Below are 21,673 nucleotides of genomic sequence, written 5' to 3' on the forward strand. Positions count from 1 at the left end.
GCGACCAGGGCCTGATGTTCGGCTACGCCACCAACGAAACCGACGTGCTGATGCCTGCTCCGGTAACCTACGCCCACCGTCTGGTGCAGCGTCAGGCTGAAGTGCGTAAAAGCGGCTCACTGCCGTGGTTGCGTCCGGATGCGAAAAGCCAGATCACTTTCCAGTACGATGGCGGCAAAATTGTCGGTATCGATGCGGTTGTCCTGTCGACTCAGCACGCTGAAGAAATTTCGACAGCCGATCTGCGTGAAGCGGTGATGGAAGAGATCATCAAGCCGGTACTGCCTGCAGAGTGGGTGAATGCCAGCACCAAATACCATATCAACCCAACCGGTCGCTTCGTGATCGGCGGCCCAATGGGCGACTGCGGTCTGACTGGTCGTAAAATCATCGTTGATACTTACGGCGGTATGGCGCGTCACGGTGGCGGTGCGTTCTCTGGTAAAGACCCGTCTAAAGTTGACCGTTCTGCTGCTTACGCTGCACGCTATGTCGCGAAAAATATCGTCGCGGCTGGTCTGGCTGACCGTTGCGAAATCCAGGTTTCTTACGCGATTGGCGTGGCTGAGCCAACCTCCATCATGGTGGAAACTTTCGGTACTGAGAAAGTCCCTACCGAGCAGTTGACCCTGTTGGTGCGCGAGTTCTTCGACCTGCGTCCTTACGGCCTGATTCAGATGATGGATCTGCTGAAACCTATCTACAAAGAGACCGCTGCTTACGGTCACTTTGGTCGCGAACACTTCCCGTGGGAGCAGACTGATAAAGCTGCTCAACTGCGCGAGGCTGCGGGCCTGTAATCTTACCGTCCTGCAAAAACGAGCCCGCTTATTGCGGGCTTTTTTATGCCCGCTAACCAGCCTGCACATTTTTTCCCGCCGTCTACACTTCATTTTCGATGTTTACAACAAAGTGTTAACGATTACATTTTGAAAACCTTTTGTAATCTGTCATTTAGAGAATTTTCAGCGTAGTTATTCGTATGAAAATGCGTTATTTTCAGCGTCGTCTGATAGCCGATATTTAGAGAGATGTCAGAAACTTAAAGGGTGCTATACCTTACTGGTTACGTAACTATTTCAGGCGGAAAATGCTGGATTGCAGGGTTTCAGTGTGTGTAACCGATTACACTGGTGTGATCGCCCTCACTTTTTTCCGTCGGCAGGTTTCATAACATTGATAAAAACAATGATAGATAAACTTCGGAGGCATTATGCCTGGTAATACTCATAAGAGCAGAACGTCGAACAAGATGATGACCATGTTTGTCTGCTTCTTAGCGGCTCTGGCCGGCCTGCTGTTTGGTCTGGATATCGGCGTTATCGCTGGTGCCCTGCCCTTCATCGCCAAAGATTTCAACGTGACTGCACATGAGCAAGAGTGGATTGTTAGCTCAATGATGTTCGGTGCGGCTGTCGGTGCGATTGGTAGCGGCTGGATGTCTTCACATCTCGGCCGTAAAAAGAGCCTGATGGCGGGTGCAATTCTGTTCGTGATCGGTTCACTGTGGTCAGCCATGGCGGTTAGCCCGGATATGCTGATTGCTGCACGTGTAGTACTCGGTCTGGCTGTGGGTGTCGCGTCTTACACTGCTCCTCTGTATCTTTCTGAAATCGCACCGGAAAAGATTCGTGGTAGCATGATTTCTCTGTATCAGCTGATGATCACCATCGGTATCCTGGGCGCGTATCTGTCTGACACTGCATTTAGTGACGCAGGCGCATGGCGCTGGATGCTGGGTATCATCACCATTCCGGCCGTGCTGCTGCTGGTAGGCGTATTCTTCCTGCCAAACAGTCCACGCTGGCTGGCGGCGAAAGGCGATTTCCGCAGTGCAGAACGCGTGCTGGCTCGTCTGCGTGATACCAGCGAACAAGCTAAACGTGAACTGGATGAGATTCGTGAAAGCCTGAAGATCAAACAGTCTGGCTGGCAGCTGTTCCAGAGCAACAGCAACTTCCGCCGTGCGGTGTTCCTGGGCGTGCTGTTGCAGGTGATGCAGCAGTTCACCGGTATGAACGTCATCATGTATTACGCGCCAAAAATCTTTGAGATTGCGGGCTTCGCCAATACCACTCAGCAGATGTGGGGCACGGTCATTGTCGGTCTGGTCAACGTACTGGCGACCTTTATTGCGATTGGCCTGGTGGATCGCTGGGGCCGTAAACCGACGCTGGTGCTGGGCTTCATCGTGATGGCTGCCGGTATGGGTATCCTCGGTACCATGCTGCACATCGGCATTAACTCCGCTTCCGCACAATACTTTGCTGTCGCCATGCTGCTGATGTTCATCGTTGGTTTTGCGATGTCTGCCGGTCCGTTGATCTGGGTACTGTGTTCAGAAATTCAGCCGCTGAAAGGCCGCGATTTTGGTATCACCGTGTCGACCGCAACCAACTGGATTGCCAACATGATCGTCGGTGCCACCTTCCTGACCATGCTGAACACGCTGGGCAACGCGCCGACTTTCTGGGTATACGCAGGTCTGAATGTGTTCTTTATCCTGCTGACCGTGGCGCTGATTCCAGAGACCAAAAACGTCTCGCTGGAACACATCGAGCGCAACCTGATGCAAGGCAAAAAACTGCGCGATATCGGACAGCAATAAGGTCGATAAGCGATACGAAGGGCTGCCGATTGGCGGCCCTTTTTTTGTGTGTTTCGTCAGGTGCGCATTTGTGCGTACCAGGTTATCCTGCCCGGCATGAAAACACCTCGCCTTCCCATTGCCCTGCAACAAGCCGTGATGCGCTCGTTGCGTCACCATTTGCAGCTCGCCAATGAAAAGCTGGAGCGTCACTATGACGAGCCGAAGCTGGTGTATCAGCAGCGCGGCACCGCTGCCGGTACCGCCTGGCTGGAGAAATGGGAGATTCGCATCAACCCGGTGCTATTGCTGGAGAATCAGCAGGCCTTTGTGGACGAGGTGGTGCCGCACGAACTGGCGCACCTGCTGGTATGGAAAACCTTTGGCCGCGTGCCGCCGCACGGCAAAGAGTGGAAGTGGATGATGGAGAGCGTGCTCGGCGTTCCCGCGCGTCGCACCCATCAGTTCGAAATCGCTTCGGTGCGCAGCAATACCTTCCCCTATCGCTGCCGCTGTCAGCAACATCAGCTCACCGTGCGCCGCCACAATCGCGTACTACGCGGCGAGAGTGAATACCGCTGCGTACATTGCGGTACATTGCTGCAACCCGGTGAATTTTCAGCAGCTTAGTCCGTTTATCTGATTTCCCACCCTGCGCCATTCTGTTACCCTGCCGCCTTTTTACGCATCAGGTAATTTTTGGAATATGTCTCGCAAAACGCTGTTGTTACTCTCCTCATTAGTTGCCCCCATTAGCGCCTTCAGCCTCAGCGTCACCCACTACAATCAAAACAACTTCCAGCAGGCCAAAGTGGTCGCCGCGCAGATCAATGCCGATGCCCCGGCAGAATTTTACTGCGGCTGTAAAATCAGCTGGCACGGCAAAAAAGGCGTCCCTGACCTCAGCAGCTGTGGCTACAGCGTGCGTAAAAATGCCAATCGCGCAGAGCGTATTGAGTGGGAACATGTGATGCCCGCATGGGAGTTCGGCCATCAGCGCCAGTGCTGGCAAAATGGCGGACGCAAAAATTGCAGTAAAGATGCCGATTACCGCCGCATTGAAAGCGACCTGCACAATCTGCAACCGGCGATTGGTGAAGTGAATGGCGATCGCAATAACTTCCAGTACAGCCAGTGGAACGGCGGCGACGCGCAATATGGTCAGTGCGCAATGAAAGTCGATTTTAAGCAGAAGCTGGCGCAGCCACCCGAGCGTGCACGCGGTGCCATCGCCCGCACTTACTTCTACATGCGTGACCAGTATCAGTTGCGTCTGTCACGCCAGCAGACCCAACTGTTCACCGCCTGGAACAAGCAATATCCGGTAAGCCAATGGGAGTGTGAACGCGACAACCGCATCGCGCAGGTCCAGGGAAATCACAATCCCTATGTACAACAGGCTTGCCAGCGCTAAAAGCGCTACCCTACACTAGCTTTTTTCCGATTGGGCCGTGTCCGAAGACACGGCATAACGCTGGCAGGAACCGCATGCGCATACCTCGCATTTATCATCCCGAACCTCTTGAAGTTAACAGTGAAGTCTTCCTCGACGAAGATGCCGCTAACCACGTCGGGCGCGTGCTGCGCATGACCGCCGGTCAACAAATTGAGCTGTTTGATGGCAGTAATCTGACTTTTAACGCCGAAATCACCCAGGCTGATAAAAAGCGTGTAAAAGTAAGGGTCCTTGCCAGTCAGCCTGATGACCGTGAATCTCCGCTCCATCTCCATCTTGGGCAGGTGATGTCGCGCGGCGAAAAGATGGAATTCACCATCCAGAAATCGATCGAACTCGGCGTGAACGTAATTACACCCTTGTTTTCGGAGCGCTGCGGCGTAAAGCTGGATGCTGAACGACTGGCGAAGAAGATTCAGCAATGGCAAAAAATTGCGATTGCCGCCTGTGAACAGTGCGGCCGTAATCGTGTGCCGGAAATCCGTGAAGCGATGACGCTGGAAGCCTGGTGTGCCGAGCAGGAAAGCGGTTTAAAGCTCAATCTGCATCCGCGTGCCAGCCACAGTATTAACACTCTGCCGCAGCCGGTTGAACGTGTACGCCTGCTGATTGGTCCGGAAGGCGGCTTATCCGCAGACGAAATTGCCATGACCGCGCAGCAAGGTTTCACCGATATTTTGTTGGGCCCACGCGTGTTGCGTACAGAAACTACCGCACTGACGGCCATTACGGCACTTCAGGTGAGGTTTGGTGACCTGGGTTAAAGGATACTTTTAGGGTTTTAAAACTACGCACGTGAAAAGCCGCAGCGCTGTCACGGAACGGGGCAATAAATTCCCCCTTTGAGGAGAGAATAATGATTAAGCTTGGCATCGTTATGGACCCAATTTCGTCCATCAACATTAAAAAAGACACCAGCTTCGCCATGTTGCTGGAAGCACAGCGCCGTGGTTACGAAATTCATTACATGGAGATGGGCGATCTCTCACTGCGCGGTGGCGTGACCTACGCCCGCACGCGCCTGCTGAGCGTGGAGCAGAACTACGACAAATGGTACGAGTTCGGCAGTGAGCAGGTAATCCCGCTGGCCGATCTCAACGTGGTGCTGATGCGTAAAGATCCGCCGTTCGATACCGAATTCATCTATGCCACCTACCTGCTGGAGCGCGCGGAAGAGCAAGGCACGCTGATCGTCAACAAACCGCAGAGCCTGCGCGACTGCAACGAGAAACTGTACACCGCGTGGTTCGCCGACCTGACGCCAGACACGCTGGTGACCCGCAATAAAGAGCAGCTGCGTGCCTTCTGGCAGGAGCACGGTGATGTGATCCTTAAGCCGCTGGACGGCATGGGCGGCGCCTCCATCTTCCGCGTGAAGCAGGACGACCCGAACTTTGGTGTCATCACCGAAACCCTGACCAATCACGGCCAGAACTTCTGCATGGCGCAAAACTACCTGCCGGCGATCAAAGAGGGCGATAAGCGCGTGCTGGTGGTGGATGGCGAGCCGGTGCCTTACTGCCTGGCGCGTATCCCACAGGGTGGCGAAACCCGTGGTAACCTTGCAGCTGGTGGCCGCGGTGAAGCACGCCCGTTGAGTGACAGCGATTGGGAAATCGCCCGTCGCGTGGGTCCAACGCTGAAAGCTAAAGGGCTGATTTTTGTCGGTCTGGACATCATTGGTGATAAACTCACCGAAGTTAACGTAACCAGCCCAACCTGCGTGCGTGAAATCGAGGCTGCATTCCCGATCTCGATCACCGGCATGCTGATGGATGCCATTGAGAAACGCCTGGGCTGATGTCAACGGCGTGTAAGCGCCGTGAGAACCCAAAACCGACGTGGCTGCGGCCGCGCCGGTTATTTTTGGTATACGAGTGAGAATGAATTTACAGCACCATTTTTTGATTGCGATGCCGTCGCTGCAGGACCCGCTGTTCAAACGCTCGGTGGTGTATATCTGCGAGCACAATGAAGATGGCGCCATGGGCTTGATCGTGAATAAGCCGATGGAAAACCTGACGGTCGAAGGCATTCTGAAGAAACTTAAAATCAGCCCATCAGAGCGTGATCCTGCCATTAAGCTGGATAAGCCGGTGTTCGCTGGCGGCCCGCTGGCGGAAGATCGCGGCTTTATCCTGCACTCTGCCCAGAAAATTTACTCTTCCAGCATCCGTATCTCTGATAACACCGTGATCACCACTTCACGGGATGTGCTGGAAGCGATCGGCACCTCAGAACAGCCCGATAACGTGCTGGTGGCTTTAGGTTATTGCGCCTGGGAAAAAGATCAGCTGGAGAACGAACTGCTGGAAAATGCCTGGCTGACCACACCCGCGAACAGCAATATTCTGTTCCAGACGCCAATCGCCGAGCGCTGGCGCGAAGCCGCACGCAGCATGGGCATTGATATTCATAATATGACCAGCGATGCAGGGCACGCCTGATGGCCAGTGAAACCTTGCTTGGCTTCGATTTCGGCACCAAAAGCATTGGTGTGGCGGTCGGTCAACAGTTGACCGGCACCGCTCGCGCTCTGACCGCGCTTAAAGCGCAAGATGGCACGCCAGACTGGAAGCTGATCGAGAAGCTGCTGAAAGAGTGGCAGCCTGATTACGTGGTGGTGGGCTTGCCGTTGAACATGGACGGCACCGAGCAGCCGTTAACCGATCGCGCCCGTAAGTTCGCCAATCGCATTCATGGCCGATTCGGCGTGCGCGTTGAGCTGCAGGACGAGCGGTTAAGCACCGTGGAAGCGCGCGCCGACCTGTTCGAACGCGGTGGCTTCCGTGCATTGCAAAAAGGTCAGGTCGATTCGCAATCGGCGGTGATCATTCTGGAAGATTGGTTCGATACGCACTGATTGAAATCCAGGTGCGCGTGAATGCGCACCTGACAAATTGCGGCAACAGCTTGCTTGTTATTCGCTCGGCTATAGTGCTCCCGCCATTTACGGCAACCTGCAAACACGCCAATCAATTCTGCCACTTGTATTGACTCACAGGCGCGCAAATTATGCCCCGCCCTTTTGTAACGACTCGCAGGCATTAAAATCATCCCCGCCTCCTTGTATCAACTCGCAGGCACTCAAATCATGCCCACTCCCTTGTATCGACTTGCAAGCATTCAAATCATGCCCCGCCCTTTAATAGCAACTCGCAGGCACGCAAATCATGCCCGCCCTTCTGAATCGACTCGCAAATTCTCAAATCAATCCCGCCTGTTGTCGCGCCTGTTCGCTCTGCGCGAACGTCTGCATCCCTGACTGCGCGCCGGTTTGCAGCACGCCAGGCAGTTGATGCATCTTGCCCTCACGGATTAAATTGGTCACCGCAGGCGTGGCCACCAACACCTCGAACAAGCCAATTCGCCCGCCGTTTTTTGCCGGCACCAAACGCTGCGCCAGCACCGCTTTCAAACTGCCCGCCAACTGGGTGCGCACCAGGTTTTTTTCCTCAGCAGGAAACACATCCACCAGCCGATCCACCGCTTGCGTGGCACCTCGCGTGTGCAACGTTGCCAGTACAAGATGCCCGGTCTCTGCCGCCGTCAGCGCCAGCCGAATGGTCTCGCTGTCACGTAGCTCACCCAACAGAATCACATCCGGGTCTTCGCGCAGCGCCGCTTTCAATCCTTGCTGGAATGACACCGTGTGTGCGCCCACTTCCCGCTGCTGTATCAACGAGCGCTGGCTGTGATGCAAAAATTCAATCGGATCTTCCAGCGTAATAATGTGGCGTGCCTGTTCGCGATTGAGGCTGTCCACCATCGCTGCCAGCGTGGTGGATTTACCGCTGCCGGTGGCACCCGTAATTAAGATCAGCCCCTCCTCCAACTGCAACAACTGCTGTACTACGTCGGGCAGCTGTAATTGGTTGATATCGGGTGCCTGGCTGGCAATCAAGCGCAACGCCAGCGATAAACCGTGGCGCTGCATAAACAGGTTGGCACGCAAACGCACGCCGCTTTTCAGGTGATGGCAAAATCAACGTGCCCGCTCGCTTCCAGCTCATCATGCTGTACGCCGCTGAGCCACTGTTGCAAAAAGGTTTCCAGCCAGTCGCCATCCAGTGCGGTTTGTTGTGGGATCGGCTCCAGCCCCCCCTGCCGTCGCCAGTGCGGTAAATGTCCGCTGCAAAGGTGCAGATCGGCGGCGTTATGCTTTACACTAAGGGCCACAACTTCATCCAAATCCATTTAACTTCTCCTGACTATGACTTCCATTGAGCACAACCTACAGCAAGTGCGTGAGCGTATCGCCACTGCCGCTGCACGCTGCGGCCGCGCGCCAGAAGAAATTACCCTGCTTGCAGTGAGCAAAACCAAACCTGCGAGCGCAGTCGCAGAAGCGATTGCTGCGGGTCAGCGGGCATTCGGTGAAAATTACGTACAGGAAGGGGTTGAAAAGGTGGCTGAGCTGGCCGCACATCCTGATCTGCAGTGGCACTTTATCGGGCCGCTGCAATCCAATAAAAGCCGCCTGGTGGCGGAGAATTTTGCCTGGTGTCACACCGTCGATCGTGAACGCATTGCACAACGCCTCAACGATCAGCGTCCGGCAGCGTTGCCACCGCTTAACGTGTTAATTCAGGTAAATATCAGTGACGAGAACAGCAAATCTGGCATCATGCTGGAGGCGATTCCGGCGCTGGCGGCGCATATAGCCGCATTGCCACGTCTGCGTTTGCGCGGATTGATGGCGATCCCGGCGCCGGAGTCAGATTACGATCGACAGTTCGCGGTATGTCAGCAGATGGCTGACGCGTTTAACGCTCTAAAACAGGATTACCCTGACGTCGATACGCTTTCTCTGGGAATGAGCGACGACATGGATGCGGCAATCGCCGCAGGCAGCACCATGGTGCGCATTGGCACCGCCGTATTTGGCGCGCGGGATTATGCGCGACCTTCACAACAATAATTGAGGAACCTCATGTTAACAATGACGTTTTTAGTCAAAACGCTGATCGACCTGTACGTGATGGTATTGCTGCTGCGCATCTGGATGCAGTGGTCACGCTGTGATTTCTACAACCCGCTGTCACAGTTTGTGGTGAAGATTACACAGCCGATTATCAAGCCGCTGCGCCGCGTGCTGCCAGCGATAGGCCCGATTGACACAGCCTCTCTGGTGCTGGCCTTTGTGCTGACCACCCTGAAATATCCGGTGCTACTGTTAATTCAGGTTGGCGTGTTCTCAGTGGATCCCACCAATCTGTTAGTCGGCCTGTTGTCACTGGTGAAATCCGCCGGTTATCTGGTGTTCTGGGTGATTATCATTCGTTCACTGATGAGCTGGATCAGCCAGGGACGTGGCCCGATTGATTACGTGTTGATTCAGCTGACTGAACCGCTGATGGCACCGATTCGCCGTATTCTGCCTGCGATGGGCGGTATCGATTTCTCTGCCATGATTGTGATTCTGGTGCTGTACGCGCTGAATTTCCTCGGCATGGACCTGTTCCCGGGTCTCTGGTATTTGCTGTAATTCGTTAATCTGGAACTGTTATGCAAAAAGTCGTACTCGCCACCGGTAATCCGGGCAAAGTTCGTGAACTGGCCGATCTGTTAGCGGCCTTCGGCCTCGATATCGTGGCGCAAACCGAGCTGGGCGTTGAGTCAGCGGAAGAAACCGGTCTGACCTTTATTGAAAATGCCATTCTTAAGGCCCGTCATGCGGCGCAGATCACCGGCTTGCCAGCGATTGCCGATGACTCTGGTCTGGCGGTGGATGCGCTCGACGGCGCGCCAGGCATCTACTCTGCGCGCTATGCCGGTGAAGACGCCAGCGATCAGCAAAATCTCGATAAGCTGCTGGTGGCGCTGGAAAACGTGCCGGAGGGCGAGCGTCAGGCGCAGTTCCATTGCGTGCTGGTTTATGTGCGTCATGCTGAAGATCCGACACCGCTGGTGTTCCACGGCAGCTGGGCGGGTGAAATCACCCGTGCAGCCGCAGGTGAAGGCGGCTTTGGTTACGACCCGATTTTCTATGTTCCTGAACTGGGCAAAACCGCAGCAGAGCTGAGTAAAGATGAAAAGCGTGCTGTTTCCCACCGTGGCAAAGCATTGACGCTGTTACTGGATGCGATGCGCAATGCCTGAGTTACCTCCGTTAAGCCTGTACATCCACATTCCGTGGTGTGTGCAGAAGTGTCCGTACTGTGATTTCAACTCTCACGCGTTAAAAGGCGAGGTGCCGCACATCGAGTATGTGCAGCATCTGCTCAGCGACCTTGAACAGGATCTACCGCTTACCGCTGGCCGCGAAGTGCGCACCATCTTCATTGGCGGCGGCACACCGAGTCTGCTCAGCAGCAATGCCATGCAAATGTTGATGGATGGCGTGCGTGCGCGCCTGCCGCTGGCGGCCGATGCAGAGGTCACCATGGAAGCCAATCCGGGCACCGTGGAAGCGGATCGCTTCAGCGGCTACCAGAAAGCCGGTATTAACCGTATTTCGATTGGCGTGCAGAGTTTTAGCCCGCAGAAGCTGGAGCGCTTAGGACGCATTCACGGCCCTGATGAAGCGGTACGTGCCGCCCATCTCGCGGCCGGTCTTGGTCTGCGCAGCTTCAATCTCGATCTGATGCACGGCTTGCCCGATCAGTCACTGGAAGAGGCACTGGACGATTTGCGTCAGGCGATTGCGCTGAATCCGCCGCACCTGTCGTGGTATCAGCTGACCATCGAGCCGAACACGATGTTCAGCTCGCGTCCGCCGGTGTTGCCGGATGACGATGCGCTGTGGGACATCTACGAACAAGGCCATGAGTTGCTGAGTGCCGCTGGTTATCAGCAGTACGAGACTTCAGCCTATGCCAAGCCGGGTTATCGCTGCGAGCACAACCTCAACTACTGGCGCTTCGGTGATTACCTCGGTATCGGCTGTGGTGCGCACGGCAAGCTGACGCAGCCGGATGGCAGAATTGTGCGTACGGTGAAAACCCGTCATCCGCGCGGCTTTATGCAAGGTAATTACCTCGACAAGCAGCACGATGTGGAGAACGAAGACAAGCCGTTTGAGTTCTTTATGAACCGCTTCCGTCTGCTGGAAGCCGCACCGCGTGCAGATTTCAGCCGCTATACCGGGCTGGATGAGCAAGTGATCCGCGCGCAGATGGATGAAGCGATCAAGGCGGGTTACGTGGTGGAAACCGCAGAGCAGTGGCAGATAACCGAAAAAGGGAAGTTGTTCCTGAATTCGCTGCTTGAACTGTTTATGTAGTTCAAACAGTCATATAACCCAGCGGCACGTTACTTCGTCCCGCTGGTTTTTTTAACCTTTAACGCCCTGCACTAACGCTTTGCGCTGCCCTTCCAGATCCGTCACGCGATTACACACCTCATGACCGAAGTTCTGAAAGTCCTGTTCCTGCTTATTCCATTCCGCCTGAACCGCCTGCTGCAGACCGCCGAGGTTGCCCATGATCGCCTGCAGTGGATTACTGCCGCTGGCGGCCTGGCTGCTGCCCATCTCGTTCAGACTATCCTGCATAATGCCGCCCAGCGTGCTCTGCACCAGTTTTTCGCCTTCGGCACGCACCTGGTCAATCGCCTGGTGGTGGAAGATCAAACCATCCGGACGATGCTCAATGATACGGTTCATCTGCTGCTTCAGCTGTCCATCCAGCCTGGTCAGGCGGTTGCGCACGTTGCTGTTGGCACCGAGCTTTTCCACAATCACTTTATCCAGCGCCACACGGCTGCGTTCCAGACGCGTCGAGGCCCCGTTATCTACCCACGGCAAATCCCGACGTAACGCATTCTGATAGTCGATGGCTTTCTGTCGCGTGGCGTTATCCACGTTGGCTTTCTGCCCGTTAAAGGTCACATCGCCCTGCGGTGAGATTTCAAGATTACCGTTGGTGCCGACCACCTGCACGCTCTGCGGTTTGATGATCACATCATCCTGAGGATTAACGCTGCACTGATAATCAGCCTGCGCCTGTGTCGCTGCGGCCAGCAGCAGTGCGGTAAGAAGCGCCTTACGAACCATGAAATCTCCCTAAAATGAAAAGCCGCCCACGCCTTTGCAGTTAGTACAAGTCAGGCGTAAGCGGCGCAGCGAATTTGGTGACGGCCAACGCACAGCAACCGGAGCGTACTAAAGTACGTGAGGATGACTCGCGTTGCTCGCCCCTTTCGGGGCCGCCCTTTGGGCGTTCAAGTCGCTAATGCAACTTGTGCGAGCACTGGCCGGCGCCAAAAGCGCAAGTGAGCTAGCCTGAAGCGATATCTCAGGCCAGTAAAGTACTTAGTCCCACCAGACGTCAAAGAGTTCAGTTACCTGAACATCCGACAGCTCGCGTTTCTCCAGCCATTTGCGCACCAGCTCACGGTGCTCATCGGTGCACTTACCGGTTTCCTGCAGGCAAACCAGACCTTCCCACACCAGATAACCGCTGCCGTCATACGCCAGGCCATTGGGATCGATCACTTCAGTAATAAACTGATCCAGCGTGGCATCAATCTGCTCCTCGGTGGTGCCTTCGGCAAAACGCCAGGCCACAGAGAAACCTAACTCCTGAAACTCATCGATATGCAGTTTTTTACGTAAACGACGGCTACGCTGTACGGCCATTATTTAATCCTCTCAAACATCAGATCCCAAACGCCATGGCCCAGTCGCTGCCCGCGCTGCTCAAATTTCGTTAACGGACGCGTTTCCGGACGCGGCACGTAATCGTTAGCTTCTGACAGGTTTTTATACCCATCCACGCTGTTCATGATTTCCAGCATGTGTGTCGCGTAATCTTCCCAGTCAGTGGCCATATGGAACACGCCGCCCAGTTTCAGCTTACGCATCACCAGCTCGGCAAAAGGTACCTGCACAATGCGACGTTTATTGTGGCGCGCTTTATGCCATGGATCCGGGAAGAACAGCTGAACCATGCGCAGTGAGTTATCCGGAATCATCTGCTGCAACACTTCTACTGCGTCGTGACACATCACACGCAGGTTTTCCACGCCTGCCTCTTTGGCAGAAGCCAGACAGGCTCCCACGCCCGGCGCATGCACTTCAAGACCGAGGAAGTTCTGGTGAGAATTATTTTGCGCCATGGTCACCAGTGAGGCGCCCATGCCAAAACCGATTTCCAGCACCACTGGCGCTTCACGGCCAAACAGTGCTGCCAAATCCAGCGGCTCCTGCTGGAACTCGACGCCCATCTCCGGCCAGTAATTATCGAGCGCGAGCTGCTGTCCTTTCGTTAAGCGCCCCTGGCGGCGCACAAAACTGCGGATACGGCGTAATGGCCGCCCGTTCTCATCAAATTCCGGGGTGATGACGTCATTAATCATGTTGAAGCCTGCTGGTTAGCCTTTTCTGGGAAACGGGCATTATGCAAAGTTAGATAGCAGAAGCAAGCCTTTGCAATCTTCCGGTTTACACCCCGATGTCTCTGTGCTGGAATTCCTGCCTGATTGTAGAGCAAACACGGAATATTTCCTCAAATGATGCAAGCGCCGCAGTTCGCGCAACAGGTGCTGGAGTGGTATCAGCGCTTCGGCCGCAAAACCCTGCCGTGGCAGCAGGAGAAGACACCTTATAAAGTGTGGCTCTCCGAAGTGATGCTGCAGCAGACGCAAGTTGCCACCGTTATCCCTTACTTTGATCGCTTTATGGCGCGCTTCCCGACGATTGCCGATCTGGCCGCTGCACCGCTGGACGAAGTACTGCATCTGTGGACCGGACTCGGCTACTACGCCCGTGCGCGCAACCTGCATAAAGCGGCGAAGCAGGTGGTGGATAAGCACGGTGGCGAGTTCCCGCGCAATTTCGATGATGTGGCCGCGCTGCCCGGCGTTGGACGCTCCACCGCGGGTGCAGTGCTGTCCTTATCGCTAGGCCTGCATTTCCCGATTCTGGATGGCAACGTCAAGCGCGTGCTGGCCCGGTGTTATGCAGTTGGCGGTTGGCCGGGCAAAAAAGACGTTGAGAAACGTTTATGGCAGATTAGCGAAGAAGTAACACCTGCCGAAGGCGTAAGCCAGTTTAATCAGGCGATGATGGACCTCGGTGCGTTAGTGTGTACTCGCTCACGTCCTAAGTGTGAAATTTGCCCGGTCAGCAACGGTTGTGTAGCGTATGCCAACAATAGTTGGGCCGAATATCCGGGTAAGAAACCCAAAGTGACGATTCCAGAGCGCACCGGCTGGTTCCTGATGATTCAGCACGGCGACGACGTATTCCTGGAGCAACGTCCGCCGGTGGGATTATGGGGCGGTTTGTTCTGCTTCCCACAGTTCACCAGTGAGCAAGCGCTAACTGACTGGCTGGCCGAACGCGGCATTCACGCCAAACCACAGCAGCTGACGGCTTTTCGTCATACCTTTAGTCATTTCCACTTAGACATTGTGCCTATGTGGCTGGCGTGGCCTTCTGCCGGGTCGCTGATGGATGAAGCGAGCGGTCTCTGGTATAACTTAGCGCAACCACCGTCAGTGGGTTTGGCAGCGCCCGTAGAGCGTTTACTGCACGAATTGCTCCATCCCCAGCAGCTGGCACTGCACCCGCGCGTGATCCAAGAGGAAGAGTAATGAGCCGCACCATTTTTTGTACGTTTCTGCAACGCGACGCTGAAGGGCAGGATTTCCAGCTCTATCCAGGCGAGATCGGTAAGCGCATCTACAATGAGATTTCCAAAGAAGCCTGGCAGCAGTGGATGTCCAAGCAGACCATGTTGATCAACGAGAAAAAGCTCAACATGATGAACCCGGAAGATCGCAAAGTGCTGGAAAAGGAGATGATCAATTTCCTGTTCGAAGGCAAAGATGTGCACATCGAAGGTTTCACCCCGCCAGAAAAATAATCGTTCAGGGCCTCCCTTTGAGGCCCTCTTTTTGAATCAGGCACGCATTTACAATGAATAAAAAACTGATAGCGCTGTTAGTGATTGCTCCACTTTTGGTTTCTTGCTCCGGACAAAAAAAATCGCAGTATCACGAAGAGTGGGTTAAGGACACCAACGGTTTCGACATCCTGATGGGGCAGTTCGCCGCCAACATTGAAAATATTTGGGGTATCAATGAGGTTCTGATCGCCGGACCGAAGGATTACGTCAAATATAGCGACAGCTATTACACCCGCAGTCACATCAACTTCGACAGCGGTAGCATCACCATTGAGACCATTGCTGGCACCGATCCGATGGCCAGCCTGCGCCAGGCGATCATCACCACGCTGTTGATTGGTGACGATCCGGGTAATGTCGATCTCTACTCCGATGCCAATGATATTCAGATCAGTAAAGAGCCGCTGCTTTACGGCCAGGTGCTGGATAACACCGGTCAGCCGATTCGCTGGCAGGGACGCGCGGCCAATTTCGCCGATTATCTGATTCAGAACAAACTACAAAAACGCACTTCTGGCCTGCATGTCATCTGGTCGGTCACCATTCCGATGGTGCCAAACCACCTCGACAAACGTGCGCACAAATATCTGCCGCTAGTGCGTAAAGCCGCTGAAGAGTACGGCGTAGATGCATCCCTGATTCTGGCAATTATGCAGACCGAATCGAGCTTCAACCCCTATGCGGTCAGCAACTCCGATGCGCTGGGCTTGATGCAGGTGGTTCAGCATACCGCTGGCGTGGATGTATTCCGCATGAAAGGCAAATGGGGCAAACCAAGCCGTAGCTATCTGCTCGATCCTGCCAATAACATCGATGCGGGTACCGCCTATCTGTCGCTGTTGCAGAAGAGTTATTTAGGCGGAATTCAGGATCCAGTGTCACGCCGTTACGCGGTGATTACTGCTTATAATGGCGGCGCGGGCAGCGTACTGCGCGTGTTCTCCAGCGATAAAGATCGCGCCTTCGCGAAGATTAACGACATGTCGCCGAATGAAGTTTATCAGACGCTGACCACCAGCCATCCATCTGGCGAGTCACGCCGTTATCTGTATAAAGTGAATCAGGCACAGCGTAGTTATCATCGGTATTAATCATCAACTGATGAGTTAATGCATTAGTTATTTTAGGGGCAGACAGAGAGAAAAAGATTGACTCTGACTGCCTCTTTTTTCATTACCCTCGCAGGGATATATCCCGTCGATAAATTTCGCCTGACCTCACAAAAATAAGAAATCGATATGGTGAAACTTCGCCCATCGCAGCGACTTGTTTTTACTAGCACACGCACGACCTGCCGAACATATATATTCTATATTCTTTCGTTTTCTTCCCATCTTACATTCCCGCCCTGATTGACCCTTTTTTCAATAAGGTGCAATGATTATTTCACGTCTCCACAGATAAATTAACAACGTCCCACATCGCTCTATAAATAATTTCTTGCATTGATTTAAATAATTAAAATATCGATGAAGATCACACTTCATCGCGGAAAATAACATCGTATCGGGCATATCAACATTATTTCATCAACACGGATGCTTGCATCCCGTGGGATATCCAATGTCATGCCTGAATTGCTAAGAGGAAATGTATGAGCCATTCACCCGCAAAACAGGATTCGTTAGGCGACGGCCTTTCAGATCGACAGGTTGGTATGATCTCCATCGCAGGCATTATTGGTGCCGGGTTATTTGTCGGCTCCGCGAATGCCATCGCCACGGCGGGCCCGGCCGTATTGCTCTCCTACGCGATGACCGGCGTGCTGGTGCTTCTGGTAATGCGCATGCTGGGTGAAATGGCCGTGCTGCAACCCGATTCGGGGTCCTTTTCCACCTACGCGGCGAAAGCCATTGGTCTGTGGGCCGGTTTCACTATCGGCTGGTTATACTGGTGGTTTTGGGTATTACTGATTCCGGTTGAAGCGATTGCCGGTGCCGATATTCTGCATGCTTATTTCCCTTCCATTGCCTCGTGGCAATTTACCACCGCGGTTATCCTGCTGCTCACTGTCACTAACCTTTTTAGCGTTAAAAACTTTGGCGCCTTTGAGTTCTGGTTCGCCATCATCAAAGTGGTAGCGATTATTGGATTTATTGGCATCGGCATTGTGGCGATTTCCGGATACTGGCCGCTGGCAAATGTCAGTGGTGTGGCACATTTATATAACAGTATTGGCTTTATGCCGCACGGTTTTGGCGCAGTATTAACCGGTATCTTGCTGACCATCTTTTCATTCTTTGGCGCGGAAGTGGTCACTATTGCCGCCGTGGAATCTAAAGACCCTGGTAAAAAAATCAGCCGTGCGATTAATCTGGTGGTTTACCGCATCGCATTATTTTATTTGCTGTCTATTTTCCTCGTGGTGTCGCTGGTGGCATGGAATGATCCGCAGCTGTTAGCCCAGGGAACATTCCTGTATGTGTTGTCCACAATGAATTTCCCCGGTGCCAAACTGGTGGTGGATTTGGTGGTGCTGATTGCCGTGTGCAGCTGCATGAATTCCGGGTTATATACCGCTTCACGCATGCTCTATTCTCTGGGTAAACGCGGTAATGCCCCGTCCTCTTGTGCCACGGTATCCAACGGTGGCGTGCCACGTGTGGCGGTATTGGGTTCCACGCTGGCGGGCTTTGTCGCCTGTATTGCCAACTACGCTTTTCCGGGCGAGGTGTTTGCCTTTCTGATCTCCACCACTGGCGCGATTGCGCTGATTGTCTATCTGGTGATTGCCGTTTCACAGCTGAGAATGCGTACGGCGATGGAAAAACAGGGCATCACGCCTGATTTTAAAATGTGGTTGTTCCCGTGGCTGACCTGGCTGAGCATTTTGATGATTGTCAGTGTGCTGGGCTATATGTTCTATCTGCCGCAGTATCGCTACGAGAGCTTAATGACGCTGATGGTGACGTTTATGGTGCTGTGCGTCGGTATTTACATCACCGGTAAACGCCGTAAGCAGGCGACATACCGCACAGGAAGGCTGGCTAAAGAGAAAATTCAGGTGGTTCGACACTAACAGGATGCTGACGGCGTGTGGTGATTGCACCGCACGCCGTCAGGCAGGTTAGCGCACCATCATATTTGCCACTAAGTGTTTACGTCCGCTGTCATCTTCCTCGGTGTAAACCCCTTGCAGCTCCGGTGAGAAGCCCGGCAACAAGTTGATACCCTCTTCCAGCGCGAGGAAGTAACGCTGCACCGCGCCACCCCACACTTCGCCTGGCACCACGCACAGCACGCCTGGTGGATAAGGCAATGCGCCTTCGGCAGCAATGCGCCCTTCAGCTTGCGCAATTGCCACCAGTTCCACCTCACCACGGATGTAAGCCTGATGCGCATCCTGTGGATTCACTTCGACTTTCGGGAAGCAGGCCTGGCGGAACATCGCTTTCTGCAGATCTTTCACATCGTAGCTGACGTAGAGATCGTGCATCTCCTGACACAGGCGGCGCAGCGTGTAGCCTTTATAGCGCTCCATGTTTTTGCGATAAATGCTCGGCAGCACTTCAGCCAGCAGCGCATCCTCTTTCACATGGTGTTCAAACTGCTCCAGCATCGCCACCAGATGCGCCATCTTCTCCGGATTCTCCGCTGGCGTCAGCAGGAACAGGATGGAGTTGAGATCGCACTTCTCCGGCACAATGCCGTTCTCGCGCAGGTAGTTCGCCAGAATAGTCGCCGGAATACCGAAGCTGGTGTATTCACCGCTGGCGGCATCAATGCCTGGCGTGGTCAGCAGCAGCTTGCAGGGATCGACCAGATACTGCTCGCTGGCGTAACCCTCAAAGCCGTGCCATTTCTCGCCTGGCGCCAGGCTGAAGTAAGCCGGATCGGCGGCGATAACCTCGGTTTCCGCCGACTGCCACAGCTTGCCGTGCACTTTCTCCGGCAGGAACGGCTGAATCATCTCGCAGCGTTCCAGAATCGCTTTACGTGCATCAATGCCGATGGTGACGCATTCGTGCCACATGCTGCGCCCGGCTTCACCTTTGTGCATGCGCGCATTGATATCCAGCGCGGCAAACAGCGGATAGAACGGGCTGGTTGAGGCGTGCAGCATAAAGGCGTTGTTGAGACGCTTATGTGGACAGAAGCGCTTCTGACCACGGATGTGGTTGTCTTTCTTGTGAATCTGCGAGGTCTGCGAGAAGCCCGCCAGCTGTTTGTGCACCGACTGGGTGACAAAAATGCCGGGATCGTTCTCGTTCAGCTCCAGCGTCAGCGGCGAGCAGCCTTCCATTAACGGGATAAATTGCTCGTAGCCCAGCCACGCCGAATCAAACAGGATGTAGTCGCACAGATGGCCGATGCGATCCACCACCTGGCGAGCGTTGTAGACGGTGCCATCGTAGGTGCCGAGCTGGATAATTGCCAGGCGGAACGGGCGCTGATCTTTGGCGCGATGTGGCGCGACTTTCTGCACCTGTTCGCGCAGGTAGGCTTCATCAAAGCAGTGCGCATCAATGCCGCCGATAAAGCCGAACGGATTACGTGCCGCTTCCAGATACACCGGCGTAGCGCCCGCCTGAATCAGCGCACCGTGATGGTTGGATTTATGGTTGTTGCGGTCAAACAGTACCAGATCGCCGCGCGTCAGCATGGCGTTGGTCACCACTTTGTTGGCGCTGGAGGTGCCGTTCAGCACGAAATAGGTTTTATCGGCGTTAAACACTTTCGCTGCGTACTTCTGTGCATGCTTGGCCGAACCTTCATGGATCAGCAGGTCGCCCAACTTGACGTCTGCGTTGCACATGTCGGAACGAAACACGTTCTCGCCATAGAATTCATAGAACTGACGCCCGGCCGGATGCTTACGGAAAAACGCCCCGCCCTGATGGCCCGGACAGGCAAAGGTGCTGTTCTGCATATCAACATAGCGCGTCAGGGTATCGAAGAACGGCGGCAGCAGGTCAGACTCATACGCCTGCGCGGCTTCTTCCAGCGCTTCCCACTCTTCCGGTGCACCGTTGATTTCCCCGGTCACGCCCGGCAGCTTCAGCACTTCTTCATCGAACGCGTTGGCGACAAACACCGGCAGATTAAAACCGGTCTGGCGCAACAGCGTTAACACGCCACTGCGTGTATCCGCCAATGAGACGACCACCGCCGCCACATCGGTAAAATCAGTATTGTCGAGCGTCACCACATCACGCGCGGTGTTCAGGCTCAGGCTTGGCGCTACCGCAACGCTGGCAGCGATTTTCAATGGATTCATAACACAAATCCCCGTAATGAAGGATGAGTGGGTGCCAGTGGCACAGCAATGAGGAAAATTCCCCGGCGAATAACGTCTTCGGGCGGATCAACCGCCGCAACCGATAGACATCAGTAAAGTCAGATCGCGTCTGTCTTTAGTCATGTCCAACAGCATAGCGCGTTAAGCTGGCCTCACCGCATGGTGAGGGAGAATTGCGAACAACAGATGACGGAGGGCCGCTTATCGTAAAGCGAACGGAGACAAGTGCAAAAGCGCATTGTACCGAGCATGGCGGCGTCCTCAGGGTGGATGGAATCAGTGGAAAACTGCGGCGCAATGATGGCATCTTTTTTTTACTGGAACAACCCGTTGCAACGAGATTGATACGCATAAGCAACATTCAGCAACAATCTGATTAATAAGTGAATATCAAATAATCGAGTGATAAAAACGCTTAAATATCTTTATGTTATGCGAATTTATGCAAGGTGTGTCCGCCTTCATGTTGCTCCCTGTTTCCAGAGGAGTAATATGGCCCGCACTTTCCTCAATCAGCCGGAGGCTGCATGTTTAAGGCATTAGTCATTGAAAATGATGAGCAGGGATACCGCACTTCCCTGCAGGATCTGTCAGAACAACAGTTGCCCGATCAGGATGTCTCCCTCGAAGTTAGCTACTCCACCCTCAACTACAAAGACGCGCTCGCCATCTGCAATAAAGGGCCGATTGTGCGTCAGTTCCCGATGGTGCCGGGTATCGATTTTGTCGGTCGGGTGATCAGCAGCCGCCATCCAGAGTGGCAGCAGGACGATGTGGCACTGCTCACCGGTTGGGGTGTGGGTGAAAAGCATTGGGGCGGACTGGCGCAGAAGGCCAGCGTTTCTGGTGACTGGCTGGTGAAAGTGCCTGCGGCTTTAAGCCCGTTGCAGACCATGGCGATTGGCACCGCCGGCTTCACCGCGATGCTGTGCGTTCTGGCTCTGGAAAAACAGGGCATCACGCCGCAGCAGGGTCCGGTGCTGGTGACGGGTGCCAGCGGCGGCGTCGGCAGTTTCAGCGTCAGTTTGCTGGCCCGTTTAGGCTATGACGTGGTGGCCTCCAGCGGACGCGCCAGCGACAGCGATTACCTGATCAACACCCTCGGCGCCTCATCGATTATCGATCGCGCTGAACTGAGCGCACCCGGCAAACCCCTGGCGAAAGAGCGTTGGGCCGCAGCGATTGATAGCGTCGGCAGCCATACGCTGGCCAACGTGCTGGCGGGCATCAAGCGCGATGGTGTGGTGGCAGCCTGCGGCATGGCGCAAGGTCTGGATCTCCCCACCAGCGTGGCACCGTTTATTCTGCGCGGCGTGGTGTTAGCCGGAGTGGATAGCGTGATGTGCGCTAAGCCGTTGCGTGAGCAAGCGTGGCAGCGTCTGGCGGAACTGGTGGATGGCGCACTGCTGGAGCAGTTAACCAAAGTCATTCCGCTAAGTGAAGCGCGTGAAGGTGCCGAGGCATTGCTGGCGGGCGAAGTTCGTGGACGTCTGATTGTCGATTGCCGGTAACTTTTTGGGCGCCATAAATGGCGCCCC

21 protein-coding genes and 1 pseudogene are annotated in these 21,673 nt (G+C 54.5%); 17 read left to right on the forward strand and 5 right to left on the reverse strand.

Features of this window, described 5'->3' with window-relative positions; all coding sequences use genetic code 11:
- The 8 genes from metK to ruvX all read left to right on the forward strand — a co-directional run.
- On the forward strand, positions 1-800 hold an 800-nt coding region (metK, locus tag RT340_RS09650; RefSeq protein ID WP_313375595.1), incomplete at its 5' end, for a methionine adenosyltransferase.
- A 413-nt stretch (positions 801-1,213) separates the two neighbouring features.
- Complete coding sequence (locus tag RT340_RS09655; protein WP_097118057.1) at positions 1,214-2,608, forward strand: sugar porter family MFS transporter; 1,395 nt, start codon at positions 1,214-1,216, stop codon at positions 2,606-2,608.
- A 96-nt stretch (positions 2,609-2,704) separates the two neighbouring features.
- Positions 2,705-3,217, forward strand: coding sequence for a SprT family zinc-dependent metalloprotease (locus RT340_RS09660; protein ID WP_211728608.1), 513 nt, complete (start codon positions 2,705-2,707; stop codon positions 3,215-3,217).
- Positions 3,218-3,293: 76 nt separating this feature from the next.
- Positions 3,294-4,001 carry a deoxyribonuclease I gene (gene endA, locus RT340_RS09665; RefSeq protein ID WP_313375597.1) on the forward strand — a complete coding sequence of 236 codons (708 nt, stop codon included), beginning with the start codon at positions 3,294-3,296 and terminating at the stop codon, positions 3,999-4,001.
- A 74-nt stretch (positions 4,002-4,075) separates the two neighbouring features.
- The gene (gene rsmE / locus RT340_RS09670; RefSeq protein ID WP_038644914.1) at positions 4,076-4,807 is read left to right on the forward strand and encodes a 16S rRNA (uracil(1498)-N(3))-methyltransferase; all 732 of its coding nucleotides are present in this window, start codon (positions 4,076-4,078) and stop codon (positions 4,805-4,807) included.
- Between the two features lie 92 nt (positions 4,808-4,899).
- Positions 4,900-5,844 carry a glutathione synthase gene (gene gshB / locus RT340_RS09675; protein ID WP_034823266.1) on the forward strand — a complete coding sequence of 315 codons (945 nt, stop codon included), beginning with the start codon at positions 4,900-4,902 and terminating at the stop codon, positions 5,842-5,844.
- A gap of 82 nt (positions 5,845-5,926) precedes the next feature.
- The gene (locus RT340_RS09680) at positions 5,927-6,490 is read left to right on the forward strand and encodes a YqgE/AlgH family protein (RefSeq protein WP_034823267.1); all 564 of its coding nucleotides are present in this window, start codon (positions 5,927-5,929) and stop codon (positions 6,488-6,490) included.
- Positions 6,490-6,906: a Holliday junction resolvase RuvX gene (gene ruvX, locus RT340_RS09685; protein WP_034823268.1), complete on the forward strand. Its 417-nt coding sequence runs from the start codon at positions 6,490-6,492 to the stop codon at positions 6,904-6,906. The genes RT340_RS09680 and ruvX overlap by 1 nt, the downstream gene beginning before the upstream one ends.
- Positions 6,907-7,248: 342 nt before the next feature.
- Here ruvX and RT340_RS09690 read toward each other — a convergent pair.
- A pseudogene (locus tag RT340_RS09690) lies at positions 7,249-8,240 on the reverse strand (type IV pilus twitching motility protein PilT).
- Positions 8,241-8,256: 16 nt separating this feature from the next.
- Between RT340_RS09690 and RT340_RS09695 the strand changes: the two are divergent.
- Genes RT340_RS09695 through hemW form a run of 4 tightly spaced genes read left to right on the forward strand, consistent with a single transcriptional unit; the run spans position 8,257 to position 11,268 of the window.
- Positions 8,257-8,964 (forward strand): YggS family pyridoxal phosphate-dependent enzyme, encoded by a 708-nt coding sequence (locus RT340_RS09695; protein ID WP_097118061.1) that lies wholly within the window; start codon positions 8,257-8,259, stop codon positions 8,962-8,964.
- Between the two features lie 12 nt (positions 8,965-8,976).
- On the forward strand, positions 8,977-9,531 hold the full coding sequence (locus RT340_RS09700; RefSeq protein ID WP_034823271.1) for a YggT family protein: 555 nt from the start codon (positions 8,977-8,979) through the stop codon (positions 9,529-9,531).
- A 20-nt stretch (positions 9,532-9,551) separates the two neighbouring features.
- Positions 9,552-10,145 (forward strand): XTP/dITP diphosphatase, encoded by a 594-nt coding sequence (locus RT340_RS09705; RefSeq protein ID WP_313375604.1) that lies wholly within the window; start codon positions 9,552-9,554, stop codon positions 10,143-10,145.
- Entirely contained in the window at positions 10,138-11,268 is a 1,131-nt protein-coding gene (gene hemW, locus RT340_RS09710) for a radical SAM family heme chaperone HemW (protein ID WP_313375606.1), read from the forward strand. The genes RT340_RS09705 and hemW overlap by 8 nt, the downstream gene beginning before the upstream one ends.
- A gap of 51 nt (positions 11,269-11,319) precedes the next feature.
- Here hemW and RT340_RS09715 read toward each other — a convergent pair whose 3' ends face one another.
- The 3 genes from RT340_RS09715 to trmB all read right to left on the reverse strand — a co-directional run bounded on the left by RT340_RS09715 (position 11,320) and on the right by trmB (position 13,343).
- On the reverse strand, positions 11,320-12,039 hold the full coding sequence (locus RT340_RS09715) for a DUF2884 domain-containing protein (protein ID WP_313375608.1): 720 nt from the start codon (positions 12,037-12,039) through the stop codon (positions 11,320-11,322).
- 258 nt (positions 12,040-12,297) lie between these two features.
- A complete protein-coding gene (locus tag RT340_RS09720; RefSeq protein WP_034823275.1) occupies positions 12,298-12,624 on the reverse strand; it encodes a YggL family protein in 327 nt (108 codons plus the stop codon).
- The gene (gene trmB, locus RT340_RS09725) at positions 12,624-13,343 is read right to left on the reverse strand and encodes a tRNA (guanosine(46)-N7)-methyltransferase TrmB (RefSeq protein ID WP_211728602.1); all 720 of its coding nucleotides are present in this window, start codon (positions 13,341-13,343) and stop codon (positions 12,624-12,626) included. Before trmB ends, RT340_RS09720 begins: the two co-directional genes overlap by 1 nt.
- A 153-nt stretch (positions 13,344-13,496) precedes the next feature.
- Here trmB and mutY point away from each other — a divergent pair, with 153 nt between their 5' ends.
- The 4 genes from mutY (at position 13,497) to RT340_RS09745 (ending at position 17,915) form a co-directional block, all read left to right on the forward strand.
- Positions 13,497-14,582 carry an A/G-specific adenine glycosylase gene (gene mutY, locus RT340_RS09730; RefSeq protein WP_313375611.1) on the forward strand — a complete coding sequence of 362 codons (1,086 nt, stop codon included), beginning with the start codon at positions 13,497-13,499 and terminating at the stop codon, positions 14,580-14,582.
- On the forward strand, positions 14,582-14,854 hold the full coding sequence (locus RT340_RS09735) for an oxidative damage protection protein (RefSeq protein WP_034823278.1): 273 nt from the start codon (positions 14,582-14,584) through the stop codon (positions 14,852-14,854). Before mutY ends, RT340_RS09735 begins: the two co-directional genes overlap by 1 nt.
- A 53-nt stretch (positions 14,855-14,907) precedes the next feature.
- Positions 14,908-15,987, forward strand: coding sequence for a membrane-bound lytic murein transglycosylase MltC (gene mltC, locus RT340_RS09740; RefSeq protein WP_097118064.1), 1,080 nt, complete (start codon positions 14,908-14,910; stop codon positions 15,985-15,987).
- A gap of 503 nt (positions 15,988-16,490) precedes the next feature.
- Positions 16,491-17,915, forward strand: a complete 1,425-nt coding sequence (locus RT340_RS09745) for an amino acid permease (protein WP_313375615.1) — start codon at positions 16,491-16,493, stop codon at positions 17,913-17,915.
- A gap of 48 nt (positions 17,916-17,963) precedes the next feature.
- On the opposite strand, the gene RT340_RS09750 is transcribed toward RT340_RS09745, so the two are convergent.
- Positions 17,964-20,114, reverse strand: coding sequence for an ornithine decarboxylase (locus RT340_RS09750; RefSeq protein ID WP_097118066.1), 2,151 nt, complete (start codon positions 20,112-20,114; stop codon positions 17,964-17,966).
- 548 nt (positions 20,115-20,662) lie between these two features.
- On the opposite strand from RT340_RS09750, the gene RT340_RS09755 reads away from it, so the two are divergent.
- On the forward strand, positions 20,663-21,646 hold the full coding sequence (locus RT340_RS09755; protein ID WP_097118067.1) for an MDR family oxidoreductase: 984 nt from the start codon (positions 20,663-20,665) through the stop codon (positions 21,644-21,646).
- Positions 21,647-21,673: the final 27 nt, after the last annotated feature.

This window comes from Pantoea sp. CTOTU50773 (assembly GCF_032082325.1).
Taxonomy (GTDB): domain Bacteria; phylum Pseudomonadota; class Gammaproteobacteria; order Enterobacterales; family Enterobacteriaceae; genus Pantoea; species Pantoea communis.

Excerpts from the sequence above, each read along its gene's own strand:
- trmB (WP_211728602.1), bottom strand. The coding sequence starts at position 13,343 with ATGATTAATGACGTCATCACCCCGGAATTTGATGAGAACGGGCGGCCA.
- RT340_RS09735 (WP_034823278.1), top strand. The coding sequence starts at position 14,582 with ATGAGCCGCACCATTTTTTGTACGTTTCTGCAACGCGACGCTGAAGGG.
- gshB (WP_034823266.1), top strand. The coding sequence starts at position 4,900 with ATGATTAAGCTTGGCATCGTTATGGACCCAATTTCGTCCATCAACATT.
- RT340_RS09655 (WP_097118057.1), top strand. The coding sequence starts at position 1,214 with ATGCCTGGTAATACTCATAAGAGCAGAACGTCGAACAAGATGATGACC.
- RT340_RS09705 (WP_313375604.1), top strand. The coding sequence starts at position 9,552 with ATGCAAAAAGTCGTACTCGCCACCGGTAATCCGGGCAAAGTTCGTGAA.
- endA (WP_313375597.1), top strand. The coding sequence starts at position 3,294 with ATGTCTCGCAAAACGCTGTTGTTACTCTCCTCATTAGTTGCCCCCATT.
- RT340_RS09715 (WP_313375608.1), bottom strand. The coding sequence starts at position 12,039 with ATGGTTCGTAAGGCGCTTCTTACCGCACTGCTGCTGGCCGCAGCGACA.
- RT340_RS09720 (WP_034823275.1), bottom strand. The coding sequence starts at position 12,624 with ATGGCCGTACAGCGTAGCCGTCGTTTACGTAAAAAACTGCATATCGAT.
- RT340_RS09750 (WP_097118066.1), bottom strand. The coding sequence starts at position 20,114 with ATGAATCCATTGAAAATCGCTGCCAGCGTTGCGGTAGCGCCAAGCCTG.
- mutY (WP_313375611.1), top strand. The coding sequence starts at position 13,497 with ATGATGCAAGCGCCGCAGTTCGCGCAACAGGTGCTGGAGTGGTATCAG.
- RT340_RS09660 (WP_211728608.1), top strand. The coding sequence starts at position 2,705 with ATGAAAACACCTCGCCTTCCCATTGCCCTGCAACAAGCCGTGATGCGC.
- ruvX (WP_034823268.1), top strand. The coding sequence starts at position 6,490 with ATGGCCAGTGAAACCTTGCTTGGCTTCGATTTCGGCACCAAAAGCATT.
- rsmE (WP_038644914.1), top strand. The coding sequence starts at position 4,076 with ATGCGCATACCTCGCATTTATCATCCCGAACCTCTTGAAGTTAACAGT.
- mltC (WP_097118064.1), top strand. The coding sequence starts at position 14,908 with ATGAATAAAAAACTGATAGCGCTGTTAGTGATTGCTCCACTTTTGGTT.
- RT340_RS09695 (WP_097118061.1), top strand. The coding sequence starts at position 8,257 with ATGACTTCCATTGAGCACAACCTACAGCAAGTGCGTGAGCGTATCGCC.
- RT340_RS09700 (WP_034823271.1), top strand. The coding sequence starts at position 8,977 with ATGTTAACAATGACGTTTTTAGTCAAAACGCTGATCGACCTGTACGTG.
- RT340_RS09745 (WP_313375615.1), top strand. The coding sequence starts at position 16,491 with ATGAGCCATTCACCCGCAAAACAGGATTCGTTAGGCGACGGCCTTTCA.
- hemW (WP_313375606.1), top strand. The coding sequence starts at position 10,138 with ATGCCTGAGTTACCTCCGTTAAGCCTGTACATCCACATTCCGTGGTGT.
- RT340_RS09755 (WP_097118067.1), top strand. The coding sequence starts at position 20,663 with ATGTTTAAGGCATTAGTCATTGAAAATGATGAGCAGGGATACCGCACT.
- RT340_RS09680 (WP_034823267.1), top strand. The coding sequence starts at position 5,927 with ATGAATTTACAGCACCATTTTTTGATTGCGATGCCGTCGCTGCAGGAC.